The following is a 20,364-nucleotide window of genomic DNA, read 5'->3' as shown; positions in this document are numbered from 1 at the left end:
TTTGTCTTTAATCACTAGCTCTAAAAGGGCTGCGCCTCTTAATCTCTTTGTGAATAAACTTTTTAAGATTTTATACACAAAGAGAAGACAATGAGAAAACATCAGCCATTAGCCCGAGTTTGAGGTTTTCGGCCCGTTACCCGTCGCCCGCAGCCCGCCATCCTTTGAACTTTAACTTATTTACTATTCAAAAAGCTATTTACTGATTTGAGTTCACGGTTTTTAAGTGCAATACAGTCATTAGTACTTTCTGCAAGCTTACTTAATGTGCGCGCATAGCCAGGTACGTCATCAAGTTTAGCGTCAAAGAACGTTTGCGTTGTCGCTAAACTTTCAGCATCACAGCTAGCAGTAGTAAAGTAAGGTAAGTTAGGTACAAAAAATGGTGGCAAACTTGCTGTTACTTTATCGTAGTTGCTATATATCCAATCAATAAAGAGTGCTTGACGTTCATCGGTGTAACTTTGCCCCGATAAAATAGTACGCATATCAGAAGCGGTTACTTCATCGGTTAAGCTATATGCAAGCACTGCTTTTTGGAGTTCAGGTTTACCAAAATAACCCATTGCTGCCAACATATTGGTACGAACTTGTGGATCTTTAGTGGTTTTAAAGGTTGCCATAAACTGATCAAGCAGCGCTTTATCACCATGAAAAGCCGCAAGACGTAAGTAAGTACCCGCTAAATAAGGGTCTACATTTTGTGGATCTTTTAAGTAAACAGCTGTTTGCTGCTTAGCTTTATTGATCACATTTTTATCTTCACCATCAAAACCTAAACGCGACACTACCGCAGCTCGCAGTTGAGCAACAGCGCCATCTTCCCCCATTTTTGCTTCTAGGCCATATTTTTTAGCGGCAGGCATGACTGCATTTTGAATAAATGTAGGCCATAAATCTTTGTTGCTATCGTCTTTAAAGGTACGTTGCTGAGATGCTAAATAACCTAAAGCAGTGTTAGCTACGCGTGGATGACTATCACTGGCAAATACTTCAAGCGTTTGCATCAGCTTAGCCGCAGAAATTACACCTGCGTCAAGTAAGGCGTCAGTAGCTGATAACAATGCAAGGCGCTCGCGGTCGTTTAATACGCTTGCTGCATTATCAATTAGTGCGTTAAATTGCGCATCGTCCATGACCCAGCGGTAGTAACCTAGCGCACCTTGGTCTGGATATATCCACTCTGGCTCAAAATCTAACTCTAGCGTTTGGTTTTGTTTATTAAGTAATACACTGGCAGTTTTTACTTTATCGCCTTTACCGTACTTAATGGCAACGGGTACATTCCAAAGTTGGGCTGGAGCATTAACACCGTCATTAGCAAAACGGCTTTGCGAAATAGTGATAGTTTTACCTTGCTGATCAACCTTGATTAAAGGAAATGACGATTGTTCAATAAATGATTTTAAAACACTCGCCACATCTTTATTTGAAGCCTTACCGAGTGCTTCCCATAAATCGGCGGCTTCGGCATTTTTATATGAGAACTCTTTTAAGTAATTTTGAATACCAGCTTGAAATGCATCTTCACCAATCCAATTTTCAACCATCGCCAGTACTGAGCTGCCTTTGCTGTATGCAAGGCCTAAACCGTCCATAATATCGGCTTCAGTTTTAATTGGTTTACGAATTGGCTTAGTGCTTAAGCGAGCATCTAACGCCATTACATTGTTTTGTGGTAAATCTAGGTGTGATTCAAACTCAGGGTTAAGTTGCTTAGTAATTTTTGCTGCCATCCAGCTAGCAAACGCTTCGTTTAACCATAAGTCGTTCCACCACTTCATAGTCACTAAGTTACCGTACCATTGGTGAGCTAATTCATGGGCAATAATAGAGACATTACGTTGCTTTTTACTACGCGTTGCAGCTTCTAAATCAACCAGAAGAATATCTTCGCGGTAAGTCACTAAACCTGAGTTTTCCATTGCCCCAAACGGAAACTCTGGAACAGCCACTGAATCTAACTTTTTATATACGTAAGGAATACCAAAGTACTCTTCAAGTGCACCCAGTACTTTAGGCATATTCTCTTTTGCATACTGTGCTAAATGAATTTTACCCTGTGGAGTAATTACACGGCCAGGAATTGGCATACCCTTAATCTCTAGCTCTTCAAACGGGCCTACAGCCATAGCTACTAAGTATGATGGAATTGGTGGCGTTTTATCAAAGTAATGGGTAGTCATATCGCCATTCACTGTCGTTTTTAACTCAGGTGTATTTGAATACACTTTTTGTGAAGTGGGGGCGGTAATAGTTAACTGAAATGGAATTTTATAGCTTGGTTCGTCAAATACAGGAAACGCTCGACGGGCATCGCTCATTTCAAATTGGGTGAAAAGATAAGGAACGCCTTGATCTAGGGTTTTATATAGCCCCACACTTTGGCGATTATATGGCGCTGAGAAATCAATTTTTAAAGTGTATTTACCCGGCTGAATTTGCTCTTCGCAGCTAAATTTAACTTTACCGGTTTTAAGCATTTCGCTGTTTAAGTCGCAGTTTTGCTCACCCAATAGTTGAACCATTTTGGTTGCGTAATCAACACCATTAAGTTCAATGTAGCGTGTTGGTTTAAGCACCTCCAAACTGATTTCAGTCATTCCTGTAAAAGTATCCTGACTTGGGTCGAGCGTTAAAGCGACTTTTTGTGAACTTGGCTTTGCGAGCTTTTCAATGACGAACTCATTAGCGTTAGCAGCATTTATCGCAAGCGCAACGCTCACGGTTAAGAGGCTTTTAAAAAACATAGTTATCCCTAGATTTTTGTTGTTAGAAGAGTGAGTACACTCCATCCTAACAGCTTTTTTTGCTAGAGTAAGCGAACAACAATAAGGAAAAGAGTAACAAAGTTTGTCAGTGGCTATCTCGTGCTAAAAACCGCTGCCAATGAATGTGGGAATTAATAACCCGGAGCTGTTGCAGCACCTTATTTAACAAGGCTATATCGTTAAAGTTATCATGGGGGTAATCATTAAAGCCCATTAAGTAATTGAAGCAGTCTTTAGAGCCTGCTTGCAGGGCATAAATACGAATTTGCTGTTCAAAATTAAGCCGCAAACTACTAATCGCGGTTTTCATTCCGAGTTGATCCACGGAAGGAATTGCACATTTTTGCAAATACCCCGCACGTTCGCCCTCGCCTGAAAACCAAATGCGTACTTTTTCACTGTAGCGTCCTGTTTTTGCTGGGAGGTCAAACAGTAAACGTGTGTGTTTTTGCGCTTTTGCGTAGGCTAAATAATCATTAAGTCCGGCCTTAATAAGGGCGTTATGTACAGGAATTAAACGGGGTTTAATTTTACCATGAGTATGAAAGCTAAAGCAGAGAATGCTATTTTTAACCACCAAGTCATCTAGGGTTAAATAGCCAATTTCATCACTGTAAGCGCCACTGTAGTACGCAATTAAAGGCAGCCAAAAGTGCCAGTGCTTAGCTTGTTCGCGGGCAAGCCGAGTATCACTATAAATATATCCGGTATAGAGCGTATGCAGCTCCATAGCTGAGAATGGACGACGACCAAGATGGGTTTTCAACGCAGTACCTTGACAGTTTTTATTATTTTATACCCCAACTAATCGTTGTTGTTAATTGGGGTAGTGCCAGCAAATAAACAGTTAAAACTTATTCACTTAAAGCGCGAGCTAAACCAACTGGTTCAATTTCTACGCACACTTGATCGTCATTCCAATTTAAACCAACCAGAGCATCATCCGATTTAAGGTCTTCAACCCAATCATCTAAAAATTCATCTAGATTGATTTCTACCGGACTGTAGTCTTTCCACTCTTCTTTACACTGCTCTTTTGCTGCGTCTTCTGATTCCCACAGTAAAAGTACATCGGTGTCGTCAAACTGATTTGATTCACATACAACAAAGCCACCATCTTGTGCACCCAGTGCCCAGATCTGCTCACTAACACGTACTTTTTCTACAAAGCTAACTAGTTGTGATTCAATTTCGATATCGCTCATGTGTTCACCTTTTAAAATTTGAGTCGAGGGTTGGTATTTTTAGCCGCTTGACGCTGACTAAACGCTTCATAAAACTTAACTAACTGCGGCTGCGCGCTAAAATCAGTGAGTTCACGAAAGCAGATCCAATCTAGCAAGCAGTATAAACTGATGTTGAGGCATTCACAGCTTTTAAATTCATCATCGTTTAAATGATCATTTAAATAGTCTAAAGTTTGCGCAATTCGCTCATTTTGCAGATTAAAAAATAGTTTATCAGCTTGCGTGTCAAACCCAGAACGCTGACATATCAATAACTCAACCAATGAATCGTTACAGGCGTTGATGCTAGTTAAAAAATGCTCTTGCGGCCAAGTTAGCGGGTTCTGCTGTGTTTTTTCAAGTAAGTAACGCAGTATATTGTTTGAGTCGCTTAAGTTAAGCGAGCCATCAATTAAGATAGGGATTTTAGCTGCCGGGTTGTGCGACATCATTAAAGAGCGGTCATCGCTTGAGAAAATGTCGAGATTTATAAACTCAAGCTCACAGTTATTTTGTTGTGCCCAAATTCTGACACGGCGAACATAAGGGGAAGAAATAGAGCCAAGTAATTGCATATTGGGGCTTTGCCAACTCCACATAAATAAAAAGCCGCTAATGCGGCTTTATTAATAAATCGATTTGCTTACTCTGAGCGGCTGGTTACTTCTAATAAATGGTAACCAAACTGTGTTTGAACAGGACCTTGTACTTGGTTAAGTGGCGCTGAAAAAACCACCTTATCAAACTCAGGAACCATCATACCAGGTCCGAACTCACCTAATGCGCCACCATCTTGACCTGAAGGGCAATTAGAGTGCAATTTAGCTAGCTCAGCAAAGTCTTCACCTTGCTCAATTTTATCTTTAAGGTCTAAACATTGTGCTTCACTGTCTACGAGTATGTGCCTTGCACTTGCTACTGCCATAAAATCTCCTATTTATAAGTTTAGTTTTTTATCTACTAAGCAACATCTTAGTAAGGTTAAACTGAAAACACAAAATTAAAATGCACTTTTGATGGCGCTTTCTAATTTTGCTGAATCGGGTTTGACGCGGCTATTAAAGCGAGTCACTGATTGACGATCTGCCGAAACCACGTATTTATAAAAATTCCAGTTAGGTGAACTAGTTTTTGCATTTAAGTGCTTGAAAATAGGGTTGGCATCGCTGCCACGCACTGCGCTGGTGGCTAACATAGGGAAAGTAACGCCGTAATTAACATAACAGACTTTAGCCGTATCTTTTTCGTCATTTTCTTCTTGAAAAAAATCGTCAGATGGAAAACCGAGCACCACTAAGCCTTGCTCTTTATATTTTTTGTATAGCGTTTCTAGCCCTTCAAACTGAGAAGTAAAGCCGCAATTGCTGGCAGTGTTAACAATCAACAGTGGCTTATTTTTAAATTCACATAGATTAAGCGTTTCGGTTGAACGAAGCTTTCTCAGTGACACATTTGTGAAGTCATCGCAGGTATCTGTCTTTGCTGAAGGGCTATTAGTGTCTGCTGCATTGGTGGTTACAGATACACAGCCGAGAGCCAGTGTTAATCCGAATATTAATTTTCTTATCATGCGGTTACCTTGAATGCGATTCGATGGGTGTTTATGTAACTTATCATACGCTACTATAGACAAAATTGATCAATTTTACTTATTTTCTATGACTATACGTTTAGCAAAACCTGATGATTTAACTGCTATTGTTGCCATTTACAATGAAACTATCCCTAGTCGAATGGTGACCGCCGATACCGAAGAAGTAACCGTTGCTGACAAACAACCTTGGTTTGATAGCCATACAGCTCAAAGACCTATTTTTGTTTACTGCGAAAATGACCAAGTACTAGCGTGGGTAAGTTATAAATCGTTTTATGGGCGCCCAGCTTACGATGGCACCGTTGAACTAAGCATCTACATTACATCAGCAGCCCAAGGAAAAGGGTTGGGTAAAAAGTTGATGCAATTTGCACAACAACAAGCACAAAAGCTCGATATTGAAGTGTTACTCGGGTTTATTTTTAGCCATAACGAACCAAGCATTAAATTATTTAAGCATTTTGATTTTGCAGTATGGGGAGAGTTGCCCAATGTTGCAAGGATGGATAACCAGCTGTACAGCCTGACTATTTTTGGTAAGCATTTAATGTAATCCCATAACCATAGGCAAGCAAAAATTACATTTATGTAGACGATTATGCCAAACCAAAAATTCTATACTATGCTGAAAAGGTGTTTAATTAATTCTTAAAAGTGTACATAAATGGCGCAAAAAATACTAATTATTGATAGCAGTAGCATGATTGCTATGCGCTTAAAAGTACTGCTTGAGCTAATTGGTTGTGAAGTTGAATTAGTTCATTATTCTATGTTTGATCAAAGCAGCAACATAGATGCGTACGATATGCTTGCCTTTTCACAAGGGACACCAACAAATCTAGTTGCTTCGTTGGTAAAACAAGCGACCCGACAATCATTTTTACTTTTGGCTCCCAAGGCTGAAAGTGGTGAATTGCTTGATGCATTTGGTAAATTAAACGAGCTTGTTCCAGATGCCACTATTATTTATCCATTTTTTTCTAATAAAGAAATCACTTCATTTATTGAAGATCTATTAGAAATAGGACCTGATCATATTTTTAAACTGCCTACAATTTTGTTAGTTGATCATGTTAGTGAGCGTTTAGAAATGCTAAAAAGTAGTTTAGTGGGTGCACATATAGAGGTATACACAGCTACGAATCATGATGAGGCACTTAATATTGCTAAACTCAGAATGATTGATATTTTAATTAGTGATTTTAGTTTAAAAGAAGGGCTTGGCTTAGATATATTTACCAGCCTTAAGCAGATACAGCCGCATAGCCGCTGCTTATTATTAACCTCGCGTCCTGCTCAGGTTTCTATGATTGAAGCAATTCGCCAAGGTGTTGAAGACGTTTTAATTAAGCCACTCGATGACAACGTTTTATTACAAGCAGTACATAAGTTGTGGCAAACCGAATTGCTAAAACGTCATAACGCAGAGCTAGTTGAAAGGCTACAAGATACAGTCGATGTACTTATTGAAAAAGACAGTTTGCTGCAAGTAATTTTTAAAAATACTCCCGACCCAATCTTACTTTTTGAACGTAAAGGCAAAATAGTAGAGGCTAACGACGCGTGCTTAAAGCTGTTTAATTTACCGTTTAAAAAGCTCATTGCTCACTCGTTATTTCACTTTTTAGATGACGATTCAGTAAAGGCAATAAAAGATAAAATATCGACTTTAAACAGTAATCGGCAATTTAGTTGCGACTTACACCTAGTCAATAAAGATGGCAGTAAAATTCCACTTGTCGGCTCATTTAATGAAATTGATCATCATGGTGAGATAGCATTAGCGGTTATTTTTAAAAACGTAACCCATTTAAAACAAAAAGAAGATTTATTACTTGAGGCCAAAGACCTTCTAGAAGAGCAGGTTAGAGCGCGGACTTCGCAACTTGAGCATGCGAAAAACATTGCTGAAGCAGCTAATTTAAGCAAATCAGAGTTTTTGGCGAATATGTCACATGAGCTAAGAACCCCTATGCATTCTATACTAAGTTTTTCACGCTTTGGTATCGGTAAGCTTCAAGATGATGATTTTAGTAAAGATAAACTTTTAAAATACTTAACCCGAATTGAATCAAGTGGACAAAGGCTGCTTTCTTTACTTAACAATTTACTCGATTTGTCGAAATTAGATGTAGGTAAATTCCCATTTAACCCGCGAGCATGCGATTTAACGACTATTGTTAAAACAAGTATTGATGATGTGTCCGGAATTGCCATAGAAAAAGATATTAAGATTGCATTTAAATCAGATAACCCACCAGTTGTAGCGCAATGCGATGAAGAGCAAATTAATCAGGTACTTAGAAACGTATTGAGTAATGCATTAAAATTTAGCGAAGAACATAGCACTATCGAAGTTGCATTGGAAACAGACAGTGGGTGTGCAAATATTGAAGTAATAGATAGCGGAATAGGCATACCAGAAGACGAGCTTGAAACTGTTTTTCAAAAATTTGTGCAAAGTAGCAAAACAAATAGTGGCGCAGGGGGGACAGGATTAGGACTTACGCTGTGCCGTGAATTTGTTTCTTTACATCAAGGAACTATAAAAGCCTGTAATAACGAACTTGGTGGGGCAACCATTAGCATTCAGGTTCCTTTGGAAATAAACCTCGATGAATATTTAGCCGATGAGCAATTAGTGAAAAATAGTAGCTAATAACCGAATTGTTTTAATGAACACGATTTATATGGACGAAAAATTATGGCTTTAACTAAAATTCTTGCAGTCGACGATGAACCATTTAACCTCGAAATAATAGAAGAAATCCTAGAGGAATTAGATTTTGAACTTAAGCTGGCTTCGAGTGGCCCGGAATGCTTGAGCATGGTTGAAGAGTATATGCCGCAGGTTATCTTACTTGATGTAAGCATGCCAAAAATGAATGGTTACGAAGTATGTAAAGAGCTCAAAGCCAACCCTAAAACACAAGATATTATAGTGATGTTTGTATCGGCAAGGGGGACCGTTGAGGAACGTATGGAAGGTTATTCAGTAGGTGCTGAAGACTATATTGTAAAACCGTTTGGGCACGATGAGCTTAAGCAAAAGCTGAATAAGTTAAATCAAGTATTAATAGAAAAACAACAGCTTGAAAAGCAAGTAAAAGAAGCAACCTCAACCGCTTTTAATGCTATGGCAAATAGCAGTGAAATGGGTCAGATAGTTAACTATATTGAAAATATCGGTTTTATCAACGATGTAGAGGAGTTAGGTAAGGCATTAGTGGAGTGCTTACAGACATTTGGTCTACAAAGTAATATTGAATTTAGATGTAACGACACCAAATCGCACTTTGCTTTAAACGGTGTGTGTTCGCCGATTGTGATTGAGTTATTTGAAATGCTTAAAAACAAAGGTAGGTTACATGAGTTTTCTCATCGTATTTTGGTTAATTACGAGTTTGTCAGTTTATTGATTTTGAATATGCCAGAACAAGATGAGCAGAAGCATGGGCGTATACGTGATCATATTTGTTTTATTGTAAGTGTAACCGAACAGCAATTGCGCGCTATTACTACTAAGAAAATGTTGGTTTCGCAGCAAGAGCGATTAAACAAAGTGGCGAGTACTGTTCACAGTAAATTTCATAGTTTAATTGGATTGCTTAACGACAGCCGGATAAATAACGAAAAAGTATTTAAACAACTTCAAGAGGAGTTAGAAGAGCGGATCCCAACCATGGGACTCGATGAAGACCAGGAAGTGTTTATTTACAAAAAGGTCGACGAAACGATTCAAAATTCGGTGGCACGCCAAGAATCTGTTGATCAGGTTAAAAAAGCGTTCGCAGAGATAGAGCAAGATCTCGCTTTATTGTTGAAAGGCTAAAGGTGCGGGCTACGGGCTGCGAGACGCGGGGTAAATTCCTTACTACGATTGGACAAATTAACTTGTAGCAGCGACTTTATGTCGCGTCTTTTAAAGGTTAAAAACGAAAGGTATGAGTAACAGGTTAACTAAGAGCTGTACTTTAATAGTAGCTTCTTATTTACTCCTCATTCTCTTCTCTGTGTTAAATTAGATGTTAGTAAATTATGCGCAAAGAGAGCTAATAGTTCACAGAGAAAGTGATTACATAAAAAGGTAAAAGGCTTATGCGTCTCTGGGTAAGCCTTTTTCAACAATACGAATTAACCGTGCCGTTTTACGCAACTTTTGTCTTTGTTTATCGTGTTGCTGGGCGAGTGCCCAATTTATATGTTCACCCACCAAGTCACTTACCGCTTGGCGCTTATCTTCGAGTGCAGCAATAATTGCCGGGCTAAAATCTGCGTTTCCTAAGCCAACGGCTATATTTCGTAGCCAACGTTCATGGCCGATGCGGCGGATTGGACTGCCCTCGGTATTTTTTAAAAAGGTAGTTTCATCCCAAGCAAATAACTCGAGTAAATCTTTGTTTTTTAATTGTGTACGAGGATGAAAGTCAGCCTCATCAGTAATTTTTCCGTAGCGGTTCCATGGGCATACCAATTGGCAATCGTCACAGCCATAAATGCGATTTCCCATTAATGTTCTGTATTGCTCAGGAATAGCACCTTGATGCTCTATAGTTAAATACGAAATGCACTTACGCGCATCAACCACATAAGGTTCTACAATAGCACCAGTGGGGCATAGTGTTATGCAGGCAACGCATTTGCCGCAGCCCTCAAAAGTGTTTTCGTTATCAATTGGTAAAGGTAAGTCGACAAAAAGCTCACCTAAAAAGAACCAAGAACCCGCCTCTTTATTTATTAATAAAGAATGCTTTCCGCGCCAGCCTAATCCCGCTTTTTCAGCGAGTTGACGTTCAAGTACAGGGGCTGAATCAACAAAAGGCCTAAAGCTATAGTCACCCACATGTTGTTCAATTTTTTTACCTAACTGTTTGATTCGGTTGCGCATCAACTTATGATAGTCACGGCCAAGGGCATATCGGCTGATATAGGCTTTTTCGGTATTTTTAAGGTTTTTGGCAAAGCCTGAATCAGGTGGGAGGTAATTCATTTTAACTGAAATAACCCGCTGTGTTCCGGGTACTAGCTCATTAGGGCGAGCACGCTTCATACCATGCGCTGCCATATAATCCATTGAGCCATGAAAACCCGCATCAAGCCATCGCTGCAGCTGTGCTTCATGTTTAGTTAAATCAATGTCAGTAATACCCACTTCACTAAAGCCAAGTTCTTGACCCCATAGCTTTATTTGCTGGGCTAGCTGTTCATAATTTAGATTGACGTCGCTCACATGCTTCACACAGTTATATTATAAGCCGCGTAATTTAGCATAATCGCGGCTTGGGTAAAACTAGGGTCTGTTGACCTTTGCGGATTGAAATTTGTTAAAACTAGGGGCGATTTAATCGCGGCGCGAGGTTTGTAACCTAGTGGGCTAAGTAAAAACCGAGCAACAAAGAGTTAATTGCCCCTAGGCAGAACCCTTCGGGCAGCGCCTGTTTGGCATTGATGCTGCGTTATCGCCTATTTATGGGGAATAACCACACCACATAGGCCCTGCCTTGCCTAAATACCAAACAGACTGCTGCAAATTTAACCTTGAAAGATCAGCAGACCCTAGTCTACAAAACGCTTTAACTGTTGTTGGGTTTGTTGACTTAGTTTTTGTGATTGCTCAGAGTCATGCAATGCGGTGTCTATTTGTTGCTTTGCTTGTTCGCCAAGCGCCACAATTTGTTCAACCGATTCATGAGTTTGATTTTGTGTATCTTCAAGTAAATGAACTGCGTTAGCTATTTGCTGTAATTGCTGCTGATTATGCTCAAATTCATTGAGCATTTTTCCAAAACCTTCTGAGGTATCGTTGATTGCAGCTTGTGCGTTATTAGAGTGACTAATTAACTGCTGAGACTCTTTATTGGTTTCATTAACCAGCTCATTCATTTGGGTAATAAAATCACTAATTTGGCGGGTTGCATCACTTACTTTAACCGATAGGGTGCGAACTTCATCGGCAACCACGGCAAAACCTCGCCCAGCTTCTCCAGCGCGCGCTGCTTCAATTGCCGCATTAAGCGCTAATAAATTAGTTTGATCAGAAAACTCTTCTACCATTTTTAAAATGCTACGAATGTTTTCACTATTCTCTTTTAAGCCTGCAATCGTTTTAGAAAAACTACCCAGCATTTCATTAATAAGTCTCACCTGTTCAACCAGTTTTGACAGTTCGCTCGCAGAGAGCTTAACAAAACTAAGGTGTTCATTATTTACCTGATGTACGCTATCAGTGTTACTTACTATATCTTGCAGGCTTTGGGTAATTTGGTTACTGGCATTAATTATGGTGTGGCTTAAATTAATTTGCTGTTCGCTTAGCTGCTCTGTGTGCTGCATTGATTGCGTTACTTGGCTATTACTTTGCACGCTTTCCTGAGCGCTGCTGTAGGTCGTACTTAATAAGCTGTTTAAATGCGTAGTAAACTGATTATATTGTTCACTTAAATCTCTAAATTCATCAAAAGTAAAATGAGGAAGTTTGGCAGCTAAGTTGGCATCTTGTTGATTAATATTAATCAACGTATCGCGCATGGCTTTTACCGGGCGCACAATTAAAAAGCGCATATAAAAAATAGTAAATATAAAACCGGCAACAATCAGCAGGGTTAATGCCCAAAATAGCCCTGTGCTTTGTTGATTTTCAGAGAGGCTACTGTGTAACCAAAATAATGTAATAGCTTGAAATAAAAATACAAAGCTTAAATTACCCACTATTTTTCGGGTTAAAGTAAAAAATAGAGTTTGTTCTAAAAAATTATAAATACGCATGTAGCTACTCATTAAATAGTGACCTACTAAATTATTGTTTTTATAGCATAAATAGCAATTAAATAATTAGTTATAGTTCATTTAATTGCGCCAAAAAATGCTTAGTTCGTTCAGGGTCGTTAGTAAAAATGCCATCAACACCACAGGCAAGCATCAGTTTAATATCTTCAACTTCATCTACGGTGTAGGCAAACACCTGTAAGCCGCGCAGTTTGGCATCGTCAACAAACGACTTGTTCATAAAGTTTTTGTCAACATGAATGCTAAAGGCCTGTAAGTCTTCAGCAAACTTCGCATACTGCAATGGAATTGATGCAGTAAGTGCGCCAATTTTAAGCCAAGGCAAGCGGTTCTTTAGCCAGTGTAGTTGATGATGATTAAATGATGAAACTAAAATATTGTCTGCTGATATCTTATTTGCAGTAATATTCATTTCTAGTTGCGCAGCAAACTTTTCTAGTTCAAAAGTATGTTTTAGCTCTAAATTAAGTAAGGTTTGATTGCTATTCCAGTCAATTAGTTGTTGTAGGGTAGGCACTTGCTCACCATTTCCCGCATCAAATTGTTGAATTTGCTGAGCGCTTAGGTCGCACACTTTACCTTTACCATTAGTAGTTCTATCTAGATAGGTATCATGAATAATCACGTAGTCATCAAGTGCGCTTTGTACATCAACCTCAATGCCATCTACATTTGCTTTTAACGCCGCCATAATGGCGCTATGTGTATTTTCAGGAAAGTGTGTGCTTGTGCCTCTATGAGCAAATATTTTCATGGCTGCTTTTTCCGTGAGATTGACCAAGTTTCAAAGCACGCAGCACTAACAATCAGTGCACCACCAATCAGGGTCATCACTGAGGGGCGTTCGTGCAAAATAATTATAGCCAGTATTGTGCCATAAAGGGGCTGTAAGCAAGAAATCAATCCAGCGGTCGCTGCTGATAAATGTTTTAAACTCGCTGCAAATAACGAATGCGGCATCGCAGTAAACACCACACCGGCGATAAGCAGCAATATTAAATCAGTATCATTAATTTGTGTTATGGGTACTTCAATAAATGCACATAGCATCAGGCTTGCCACTAACGTTTGATAAAACATGGTTTGCGGTCCACCATACTCACTAAAGTAGCGTTTATGGGTAATATTACGAATAGCAAAAAACAACGCTGATACCACCCCCGTCACAACACCTAAAGTGATGTCATCGCCTAAATTAACGTTAGGGATCAATAAATAAATGCCAATAATCACCACCACAGCGCTTATTATATCTTTTGTCTTGGGCTTACTTTTATTAAATAGAGGCTCTAAAAATACCGTGATCACGGGATAGGTAAAAAAAGCTAACATGCCCACGGTAATTCCCGCCAATTGCATGCCTGCAAAGTAGGTTACCCAGTGAATACCTACGGCAACGCCTAATAAAATGGCAATCACATAATCCTTGGCGTGATGCAGCTTAATTGGTTTTTTTTGCAAAGTCAGTAGCACACAAATTGCCACCCCAGCGATAGCCGCACGATAAGCGGTAATATCTAATGCATTCAAACTAATTAGCTTTGCGAATAAGGCGGTGCCGCCAAATAAAAGGACGGCAATATGTAAGTAAATTAAGCTTTGTTGTTGGGACTGCACGAGATTTCCTTGTCACTTTTTTTGGCTATATTAGCATTGCTTTTACACTCAGAAGATGAATTTTTCTATTTCATGACAAATGTCAGCCAAGTTAATGACACTTCACACTCTTATATATTTTATCTAATGGCATAGTTACTTTACTTATATTGGAGGGTGTTATGAATTCCTTAATTTTAATAAGCTTAAGCATTAGCGACTTTGTAGAAACACTAAGTTTAACTGCGACTTATGAAGATTATTTTATGTTCGCATTCATTTTTATGTTATTAATATTTATTAATAAAAATAGTGCTATGAACAAAAACAATAGGCCAGAGGTATTAGTATGAGTTCGCTAAGTAGCTTTTCTCAACAAACGGATAAAACGTTTTGGAAGTATGGCCATTTAATTTTTACCGGCTTTTATTTATTGCCATTAATTATTAATTTTGACCAATTTACAAAAAGCCAAATGAGCCTATGTTTAGCTTTTTATATTGCTTTTATTATTTTGTACATAAAAGCAATTAACTGCAATAACACAAAAATTACCCCCTTATTTTTAGCCTTACTCGCCATTTGTTTTAGCGCCACTTTTTTTACCTCTGGCACACCTACTTTGTATGGTTTTGTTGCCTATGTGGCAGGGTATAGTTATGCCCAAAAGCAGCGGTATTATGCCGCAATAGCCATTATAGTCGCGCTTTTTGCAAGTTCGTATTTAAGCGATATAGGAAAGCTTCAGTACTTTTTGGCTGTGGCATTAATATTATGTGCCGCCTTATTTAGCTATGGGATTGCAGCAAAAAGAGAGCGCGAACATAAAAAGCGCGAACAAGAAAGCGCAAAGCAATTGGAGCAACTAGCAGCCATTGCTGAGCGTGAACGCATAGCCCGAGATTTACATGATATTTTAGGTCACTCACTGTCATCAATAGCTTTAAAAGCTGAACTTGCGAATAAACTAAATCAAGGTGAACGATACGCGCAGGCTAATAACGAAATAGCCCAAGTAGCAGATCTTGCAAGACAGTTACTGAGTGATGTACGAAACGCGGTAAGTAATTTAAAGCAGCTCAACTTAAACAGCCAAATAGCACAGCTAAAACAAACACTCAAAGAGCAAGGCTTTAACATAAAATTTAACGTTAATTTAGCGACGTTACCTGCCAAGGTTGAGGGCATTGCGAGTCTTATTATTAAAGAGTCAGTGACTAATTTATTACGCCATAGCAGCACAAAAATCGGTTCTATTAATATAGAACAAACAAAGCGGCAATTACTTATTGCCGTTATTGATAACGCGCCATGCACCACATTGAAAGCGGGAAATGGTTTAAATGGCATTAAAGAGCGAGCAGAGCAATTAAACGGCAGTGCAAAATTTACCTGTGGCGATACATTTACTTTAAACGTTGTACTGCCATTAAGTGCTGAGGATTTAAAATGATCAAAGTATATTTAGTTGAAGATCAAGCGCTGGTGCGCGACGCAGTTGCCGCTTTATTAAGCCTTGACTTTAATATTGAGGTAATTGGTCAAGCATGTAATGGGCGAGATGCGTTAAATGAAATCAGCGCGCTTAGTAAAGACTTACATCCAGATATCATTTTAACGGATATAGAAATGCCAAGCATGAATGGCATTGAGCTTAGTGAGCAAATAGCCGCTAAATATCCTGTAATTAATATGATAATTATGACCACTTTTTCACGTGCTGGTTATATTAGGCGCTCTTTGAATGCGGGTGTTAAAGGTTTTATTTTAAAAGAAGCACCCAGCGAAGAGCTAATAAACGCGTTAAAAAAAGTAATGCAAGGGCAAAAGGTGATTGACCCAGAACTTGCCATTAATGCCCTAGACGATGCCGACCCACTCACAGATAAAGAGCGTAAAGCCTTAAAGCTTGCAAGTGATGGCTTAAAAACCAGCGAAATAGCAAAGCAGCTCTATATAAGTGAAGGGACAACGCGCAATTATTTATCTGATGCGATTGCAAAGCTCAATGCCACAAACAGGATAGATGCAGCGCGTATCGCTCGGCAAAAGGGGTGGTTATAAATAGCTTCTTTGATGATTACAAAAATAGGCACTTTATAAATTTTATACAACGTATTACTATTCAGTGCATAACTATAAAAGTAACGAAAAGTGCTAAAAGCGCAGCTAAATGCACTCAAAGAGGCTCTAATGACCGCATTAATAAAGATTACCACTGAGCAAAACGTGGCAATACTTACCATGAATACCGCTGAAAACCGCCATAACCCTAGTTTTATAGCTGAACTTAATCAACACTTAGATAGCATAGAAGCCAATGGCGATATTAACGCCGTAGTATTAACCTCAAGCAGCGATAAAAGCTGGTCATTGGGAATTGATTTACAGTGGATGGCCAGTTCAGATAACACGCCTACAGTTATTGCTGATTTTATGAATTCGATAGGGCAGTTATTTAAACGTATAGTGACGTTTCCTATGCCTATCATTGCTGCATTAAACGGTCACACTTATGGTAATGGCTCGGTGTTAGCATGTGCCTGTGATTTTCGGTTTATGAAATCGGACAAAGGCTTTTTCTGCTTTCCTGAAGTTGATGTACTGGTACCGTTTGTACCGTCTATGTTTCCGATTATTAATAAAGCGATTAATCCTCAATTTTTTAACCGCTTAGCTATGACTGGCGAGCGTGTTGATGCGCAAAAATTGTTACAACAAAATGTGGTAGAAGCAATTTTTGCTGATGAGCAAGCCTTGCAAGCGGGTGTGTTAGAGTTTGCTCAAAGCTTTAATAAAAATCGTTGGATATACGCTCAAAACAAAACCCAAATGAACAAACCAATACTCGATGTTATGGCTGCACAAGACTCGGCTTTTATTGAAAACATCAGCACGCTATTGTGGAAGAAACTACAGCAAAAGTAAGCTGTTTTTATAAAAGTGAGTAAACATAACTACAGTTAATTTACTCACTTTCATGTGCATTAATTAAGTAGGTGTTAAGTGTTATTTAGCTACATTGCTACAAAATGCAAAAGCTAATAACGCTTTATTAAAAGTTTAATGGCTTTTACCTGTCTCATTTCGAGTATATGAGTTAAAATGCTTACATAACCAACTAACAAGATAGTGAATGTCAAACCAAGATCCAAATCTCAGTCGAGAACAAGAAAAGTACGAAAACCCAGTCCCTAGTCGTGAGTTTATACTTACTCACCTTCAAGAGCGTTCAAAACCTGCTAATTACACGCAACTATGCGAAGAACTCGCGGTCAACGATGAAGAACGACAAATAGCATTTAAGCGCCGACTTCGTGCCATGGAGCGCGACGGGCAATTGTATTTTAATAAATTTAAATGTTATGCCCTGATTGACGAAGCCGGTTTAACCAAAGGCAAAGTTGTCGGTCACAGAGACGGTTTTGGCTTTTTAGAAGTTGAAGGCGAGAGCAAAGACTGGTTTATTGCCAAGCATCAAATGAATATGGTGCTACATGGCGACATTGTTCTTGCGAAAGGCACTAAGCGTGGTTCAGGCTCAAAATGCGATGCCCGTATTATTAAAGTGCTTACTAATGAGCGAGCGCCTATTGTTGGCCGTTATTTTGTTGAGCATGGTATTGCCGTTGTGGTTGCTGAAGATCCGCGCATTACTCAAGATATTATTATTTTACCGGGTAACGAAAAAGGCGCACGCCACAACCAGATGGTGCAAGTGCAAATAACTCAAAATCCAAGCCGCAATATGAATGCGGTAGGTAAAGTGATTGACGTACTGGGCGAGCATTTAGCGCCGGGTATGGAAATTGAAGTTGCGCTGCGTAATCACGATATTCCACACGTGTGGCCAGAAGAGGTTGAACAACAAGTTGCCCACTTAGGTGAATTTGTTGAAGAAGCCGATAAGCAAGGCCGTGTTGATCTACGCGGCTTACCACTTGTCACTATTGATGGCGAAGACGCTCGCGACTTTGATGACGCTGTTTATTGTGAACCTAAAAAATCAGGTGGCTGGCGTTTATGGGTAGCCATTGCCGATGTATCCCATTATGTAGGTATGAACACGCCGCTTAACAAAGAAGCGATAGAGCGCGGTAATTCAGTGTATTTCCCTGAGCAAGTTATTCCAATGCTGCCAAAAGTATTGTCTAACGGTTTGTGTTCGCTTAACCCTGAGGTTGATCGCCTGTGTATGGTTGCAGAAATGACCGTATCGCAAGAGGGTAAGCTGTCGGGCTATAAGTTTTACGAAGCACTAATGAATTCGCATGCTCGTTTAACCTACACCAAAGTAAATGCCATTTTACAAAATGACGAAAAGCTCCGCAAAGAATACGCAGCTGTAGTGCCACATTTAACTGACTTACAGCAAATGTACATGGCATTAAAAGCAGCACGCCAAGAGCGTGGTGCAATTGAATTTGAAACACTCGAAACCCGTTTTGTATTTAACGCACAGCGTAAAATAGAATCTATTGTGCCAGTTATTCGTAACGATGCGCACAAGCTGATTGAAGAATGTATGATTTTAGCCAATGTATCGGCGGCTAAATTACTTGAGAAACACGAAGCAAGTGCGTTATTTAGGGTGCATGATGAACCTGATAGCGAAAAACTGGGTAACTTTACTCAGTTTTTAACTGAGTTGGGTATTGAGAGCACGCTAAGCGATGAACCTACCCCGAAAGAGATCACTCAAGTATTGGCTCGTTTAGGGGATCGTCCTGAGGCTGAACTTATTCAAACTATGCTACTGCGCTCAATGAAGCAAGCGGTATATCAGCCAGATAACATAGGTCACTTTGGTTTAGCATTATCGGCCTACGCACACTTTACCTCGCCAATTCGCCGTTACCCCGATTTAGTGGTACACCGTGCAATTAAAGCGGTGTTAAAAGCGCAAGGCCAACAAACGTCAGGTGAATATGCCTACAGCGATGATGAAGTCGATCAACTTGGTGAGCAGTGTTCTACCACTGAGCGCCGCGCAGATGATGCCACCCGTGAAGTAGCCGATTGGCTAAAATGTGAATACATGCAAGATCATGTAGGCACGGAGTTTAACGGGGTTATTTCATCGGTTACTAATTTTGGTTTATTTATTCGTTTAGATGATTTGCAAATTGATGGATTAATTCATGTTACCAATTTAGGTGATGAATACTTCCAACATGATGCGGCTAAACATTGCTTGGTGGGTGAACACACACATACGGTTTATCGTTTAGGCGATAAAGTAACTGTACAAGTTGCCTCGGTAAGCTTAGATGATCGCCGAATTAACTTAACGCTTAAAGGCGATGTGGCTCAAGATCGTTATGCGCGTCGTCGTGCGCCAAAAAAGAATGCCCCAGCAAGCGTTCGCTCGCAACTTAAAGCCGGTAAAATACCGGGTAAAAAGTCAGCAAGCGACAGTAAAAAACCAAAAGGTGGAAAAAAGCCTACAAGTAAAACTAAGGCAGCGGGTAAGTCTAAAGTAAAAGCGGATGACACCACCGCGAAGAAAAAAACCAAAAAGAAAGCGGTCAAAAAGCCTAAAAGACCAGGTAAAAATGCCCGTAAACGTAGTAGCCCAGGAGCAAACAATTCGTGAGTAATGAATTAATTTTTGGCTTTCACTCTGTTGAAGCAATTTTAGCAAAAGAGCCAGAGCGCTTTATAGAAATATACGCCCTTAAGGGACGTGATGATAAGCGTTTATCGCCTGTGATTGAGCAAGCGCGTCAGTTTGGTATTTCAGTACAGTTTATGCAACGAAAAGCGCTTGATAACAAAGCGAAAGATGAACAGCATCAAGGCATTATTGCCAACGTAAAAGCGGCGCGAGTGTTTAATGAAAAAGATCTCGATGAGATCATTGAACGCGAAGACACGCCATTTTTACTGGTACTTGATGGCATTACCGATCCGCATAATTTAGGCGCTTGCTTACGTAGTGCCGATGCAGCGGGTGTACATGCGGTGATTGTTCCTAAAGACAAATCAGCAAAGCTTAATGGCACAGCACGTAAAGTAGCCTGTGGCGCAGCAGAAACGGTACCGCTTATTCAGGTAACTAACCTTGCACGTACATTACGCGAAATAAAAGACGCGGGCGTTTGGGTTGTAGGTACTGCCGGTGAAACCGACACACATGTATTTGATGCCAGCTTAACAGGCCCAATGGCGATTGTGATGGGTGCTGAAGGCGAGGGCATGCGCCGCTTAACGCGTGAGCATTGTGATGTGCTCGTTAAAATCCCAATGGCAGGCACGGTTTCAAGTTTAAATGTATCGGTAGCAACCGGCATTTGTTTATTTGAAGTGTTACGCCAGCGCGCAGAAACAAATTAAGCCTAAGCGAATCACATAGGCATTAAAAAGCCGAGATTGATTACATCAATCTCGG

General features: G+C 39.7%; 18 protein-coding genes. 8 read left to right on the top strand and 10 right to left on the bottom strand.

All coding sequences use genetic code 11. The annotated features are described in order from the left end of the window. Positions 1 to 176: 176 nt before the first annotated feature. From MTF66_RS15025 to MTF66_RS15000, 6 genes are all read right to left on the bottom strand, one after another. Positions 177 to 2,750: a M1 family metallopeptidase gene (locus tag MTF66_RS15025; protein WP_138623522.1), complete on the bottom strand. Its 2,574-nt coding sequence runs from the start codon at positions 2,748 to 2,750 to the stop codon at positions 177 to 179. A 106-nt stretch (positions 2,751 to 2,856) separates the two neighbouring features. Beyond that, entirely contained in the window at positions 2,857 to 3,537 is a 681-nt protein-coding gene (locus tag MTF66_RS15020; protein WP_138623520.1) for a hypothetical protein, read from the bottom strand. Between the two features lie 88 nt (positions 3,538 to 3,625). Further along, positions 3,626 to 3,976 carry a DUF2750 domain-containing protein gene (locus tag MTF66_RS15015; RefSeq protein ID WP_008114782.1) on the bottom strand — a complete coding sequence of 117 codons (351 nt, stop codon included), beginning with the start codon at positions 3,974 to 3,976 and terminating at the stop codon, positions 3,626 to 3,628. 11 nt (positions 3,977 to 3,987) lie between these two features. Then, positions 3,988 to 4,572 (bottom strand): glutathione S-transferase family protein, encoded by a 585-nt coding sequence (locus MTF66_RS15010; protein ID WP_008114780.1) that lies wholly within the window; start codon positions 4,570 to 4,572, stop codon positions 3,988 to 3,990. Between the two features lie 68 nt (positions 4,573 to 4,640). Further along, complete coding sequence (locus MTF66_RS15005; RefSeq protein ID WP_008114778.1) at positions 4,641 to 4,922, bottom strand: peptidylprolyl isomerase; 282 nt, start codon at positions 4,920 to 4,922, stop codon at positions 4,641 to 4,643. Between the two features lie 75 nt (positions 4,923 to 4,997). Beyond that, a complete protein-coding gene (locus tag MTF66_RS15000; protein WP_010390729.1) occupies positions 4,998 to 5,567 on the bottom strand; it encodes a glutathione peroxidase in 570 nt (189 codons plus the stop codon). A gap of 88 nt (positions 5,568 to 5,655) precedes the next feature. Between MTF66_RS15000 and MTF66_RS14995 the strand changes: the two genes are divergently transcribed. The 3 genes from MTF66_RS14995 to MTF66_RS14985 all read left to right on the top strand — a co-directional run bounded on the left by MTF66_RS14995 (position 5,656) and on the right by MTF66_RS14985 (position 9,423). Beyond that, complete coding sequence (locus MTF66_RS14995) at positions 5,656 to 6,144, top strand: GNAT family N-acetyltransferase (protein ID WP_041709196.1); 489 nt, start codon at positions 5,656 to 5,658, stop codon at positions 6,142 to 6,144. A 111-nt stretch (positions 6,145 to 6,255) separates the two neighbouring features. Next, complete coding sequence (locus tag MTF66_RS14990; RefSeq protein ID WP_138623518.1) at positions 6,256 to 8,250, top strand: ATP-binding protein; 1,995 nt, start codon at positions 6,256 to 6,258, stop codon at positions 8,248 to 8,250. Positions 8,251 to 8,295: 45 nt separating this feature from the next. Further along, the gene (locus tag MTF66_RS14985) at positions 8,296 to 9,423 is read left to right on the top strand and encodes a PleD family two-component system response regulator (RefSeq protein ID WP_010390732.1); all 1,128 of its coding nucleotides are present in this window, start codon (positions 8,296 to 8,298) and stop codon (positions 9,421 to 9,423) included. Between the two features lie 264 nt (positions 9,424 to 9,687). On the opposite strand, the gene queG is transcribed toward MTF66_RS14985, so the two are convergent. The 4 genes from queG to MTF66_RS14965 form a co-directional block, all read right to left on the bottom strand. Continuing rightward, positions 9,688 to 10,821, bottom strand: a complete 1,134-nt coding sequence (gene queG, locus MTF66_RS14980; protein WP_054202384.1) for a tRNA epoxyqueuosine(34) reductase QueG — start codon at positions 10,819 to 10,821, stop codon at positions 9,688 to 9,690. Positions 10,822 to 11,147: 326 nt separating this feature from the next. After that, complete coding sequence (locus MTF66_RS14975; RefSeq protein WP_054202301.1) at positions 11,148 to 12,368, bottom strand: methyl-accepting chemotaxis protein; 1,221 nt, start codon at positions 12,366 to 12,368, stop codon at positions 11,148 to 11,150. A gap of 58 nt (positions 12,369 to 12,426) precedes the next feature. Continuing rightward, a complete protein-coding gene (locus MTF66_RS14970) occupies positions 12,427 to 13,131 on the bottom strand; it encodes a glycerophosphodiester phosphodiesterase family protein (RefSeq protein WP_010390735.1) in 705 nt (234 codons plus the stop codon). Next, positions 13,128 to 13,994, bottom strand: a complete 867-nt coding sequence (locus MTF66_RS14965) for a DMT family transporter (RefSeq protein WP_138622261.1) — start codon at positions 13,992 to 13,994, stop codon at positions 13,128 to 13,130. The genes MTF66_RS14970 and MTF66_RS14965 overlap by 4 nt, the downstream gene beginning before the upstream one ends. A gap of 328 nt (positions 13,995 to 14,322) precedes the next feature. Between MTF66_RS14965 and MTF66_RS14960 the strand changes: the two genes are divergently transcribed. From MTF66_RS14960 to rlmB, 5 genes are all read left to right on the top strand, one after another. Further along, positions 14,323 to 15,426 carry a sensor histidine kinase gene (locus MTF66_RS14960; RefSeq protein WP_138622263.1) on the top strand — a complete coding sequence of 368 codons (1,104 nt, stop codon included), beginning with the start codon at positions 14,323 to 14,325 and terminating at the stop codon, positions 15,424 to 15,426. After that, positions 15,423 to 16,037: a DNA-binding response regulator gene (locus MTF66_RS14955; RefSeq protein ID WP_075170441.1), complete on the top strand. Its 615-nt coding sequence runs from the start codon at positions 15,423 to 15,425 to the stop codon at positions 16,035 to 16,037. Before MTF66_RS14960 ends, MTF66_RS14955 begins: the two co-directional genes overlap by 4 nt. A 129-nt stretch (positions 16,038 to 16,166) precedes the next feature. Beyond that, complete coding sequence (locus tag MTF66_RS14950) at positions 16,167 to 16,901, top strand: enoyl-CoA hydratase/isomerase family protein (RefSeq protein WP_076919919.1); 735 nt, start codon at positions 16,167 to 16,169, stop codon at positions 16,899 to 16,901. A 208-nt stretch (positions 16,902 to 17,109) separates the two neighbouring features. Beyond that, on the top strand, positions 17,110 to 19,569 hold the full coding sequence (rnr, locus tag MTF66_RS14945; RefSeq protein ID WP_248527591.1) for a ribonuclease R: 2,460 nt from the start codon (positions 17,110 to 17,112) through the stop codon (positions 19,567 to 19,569). Next, positions 19,566 to 20,309 carry a 23S rRNA (guanosine(2251)-2'-O)-methyltransferase RlmB gene (rlmB, locus tag MTF66_RS14940; protein ID WP_008112440.1) on the top strand — a complete coding sequence of 248 codons (744 nt, stop codon included), beginning with the start codon at positions 19,566 to 19,568 and terminating at the stop codon, positions 20,307 to 20,309. The genes rnr and rlmB overlap by 4 nt, the downstream gene beginning before the upstream one ends. The last annotated feature ends 55 nt before the right edge of the window (positions 20,310 to 20,364 follow it).

The organism is Pseudoalteromonas sp. 2CM39R (genome assembly GCF_023161845.1).
Note: the sequence above shows the minus strand (reverse complement) of the source record. Positions and strands in the feature narration are given on the sequence as shown.

What these genes read in the sequence shown, in the direction of transcription:
- MTF66_RS15025 (WP_138623522.1), bottom strand. Translation starts at nt 2,750, where the DNA reads ATGTTTTTTAAAAGCCTCTTAACCGTGAGCGTTGCGCTTGCGATAAAT.
- MTF66_RS15015 (WP_008114782.1), bottom strand. Translation starts at nt 3,976, where the DNA reads ATGAGCGATATCGAAATTGAATCACAACTAGTTAGCTTTGTAGAAAAA.
- MTF66_RS15010 (WP_008114780.1), bottom strand. Translation starts at nt 4,572, where the DNA reads ATGCAATTACTTGGCTCTATTTCTTCCCCTTATGTTCGCCGTGTCAGA.
- MTF66_RS15005 (WP_008114778.1), bottom strand. Translation starts at nt 4,922, where the DNA reads ATGGCAGTAGCAAGTGCAAGGCACATACTCGTAGACAGTGAAGCACAA.
- MTF66_RS15000 (WP_010390729.1), bottom strand. Translation starts at nt 5,567, where the DNA reads ATGATAAGAAAATTAATATTCGGATTAACACTGGCTCTCGGCTGTGTA.
- MTF66_RS14995 (WP_041709196.1), top strand. Translation starts at nt 5,656, where the DNA reads ATGACTATACGTTTAGCAAAACCTGATGATTTAACTGCTATTGTTGCC.
- MTF66_RS14990 (WP_138623518.1), top strand. Translation starts at nt 6,256, where the DNA reads ATGGCGCAAAAAATACTAATTATTGATAGCAGTAGCATGATTGCTATG.
- MTF66_RS14985 (WP_010390732.1), top strand. Translation starts at nt 8,296, where the DNA reads ATGGCTTTAACTAAAATTCTTGCAGTCGACGATGAACCATTTAACCTC.
- MTF66_RS14975 (WP_054202301.1), bottom strand. Translation starts at nt 12,368, where the DNA reads ATGAGTAGCTACATGCGTATTTATAATTTTTTAGAACAAACTCTATTT.
- MTF66_RS14970 (WP_010390735.1), bottom strand. Translation starts at nt 13,131, where the DNA reads ATGAAAATATTTGCTCATAGAGGCACAAGCACACACTTTCCTGAAAAT.
- MTF66_RS14960 (WP_138622263.1), top strand. Translation starts at nt 14,323, where the DNA reads ATGAGTTCGCTAAGTAGCTTTTCTCAACAAACGGATAAAACGTTTTGG.
- MTF66_RS14955 (WP_075170441.1), top strand. Translation starts at nt 15,423, where the DNA reads ATGATCAAAGTATATTTAGTTGAAGATCAAGCGCTGGTGCGCGACGCA.
- MTF66_RS14950 (WP_076919919.1), top strand. Translation starts at nt 16,167, where the DNA reads ATGACCGCATTAATAAAGATTACCACTGAGCAAAACGTGGCAATACTT.
- rnr (WP_248527591.1), top strand. Translation starts at nt 17,110, where the DNA reads ATGTCAAACCAAGATCCAAATCTCAGTCGAGAACAAGAAAAGTACGAA.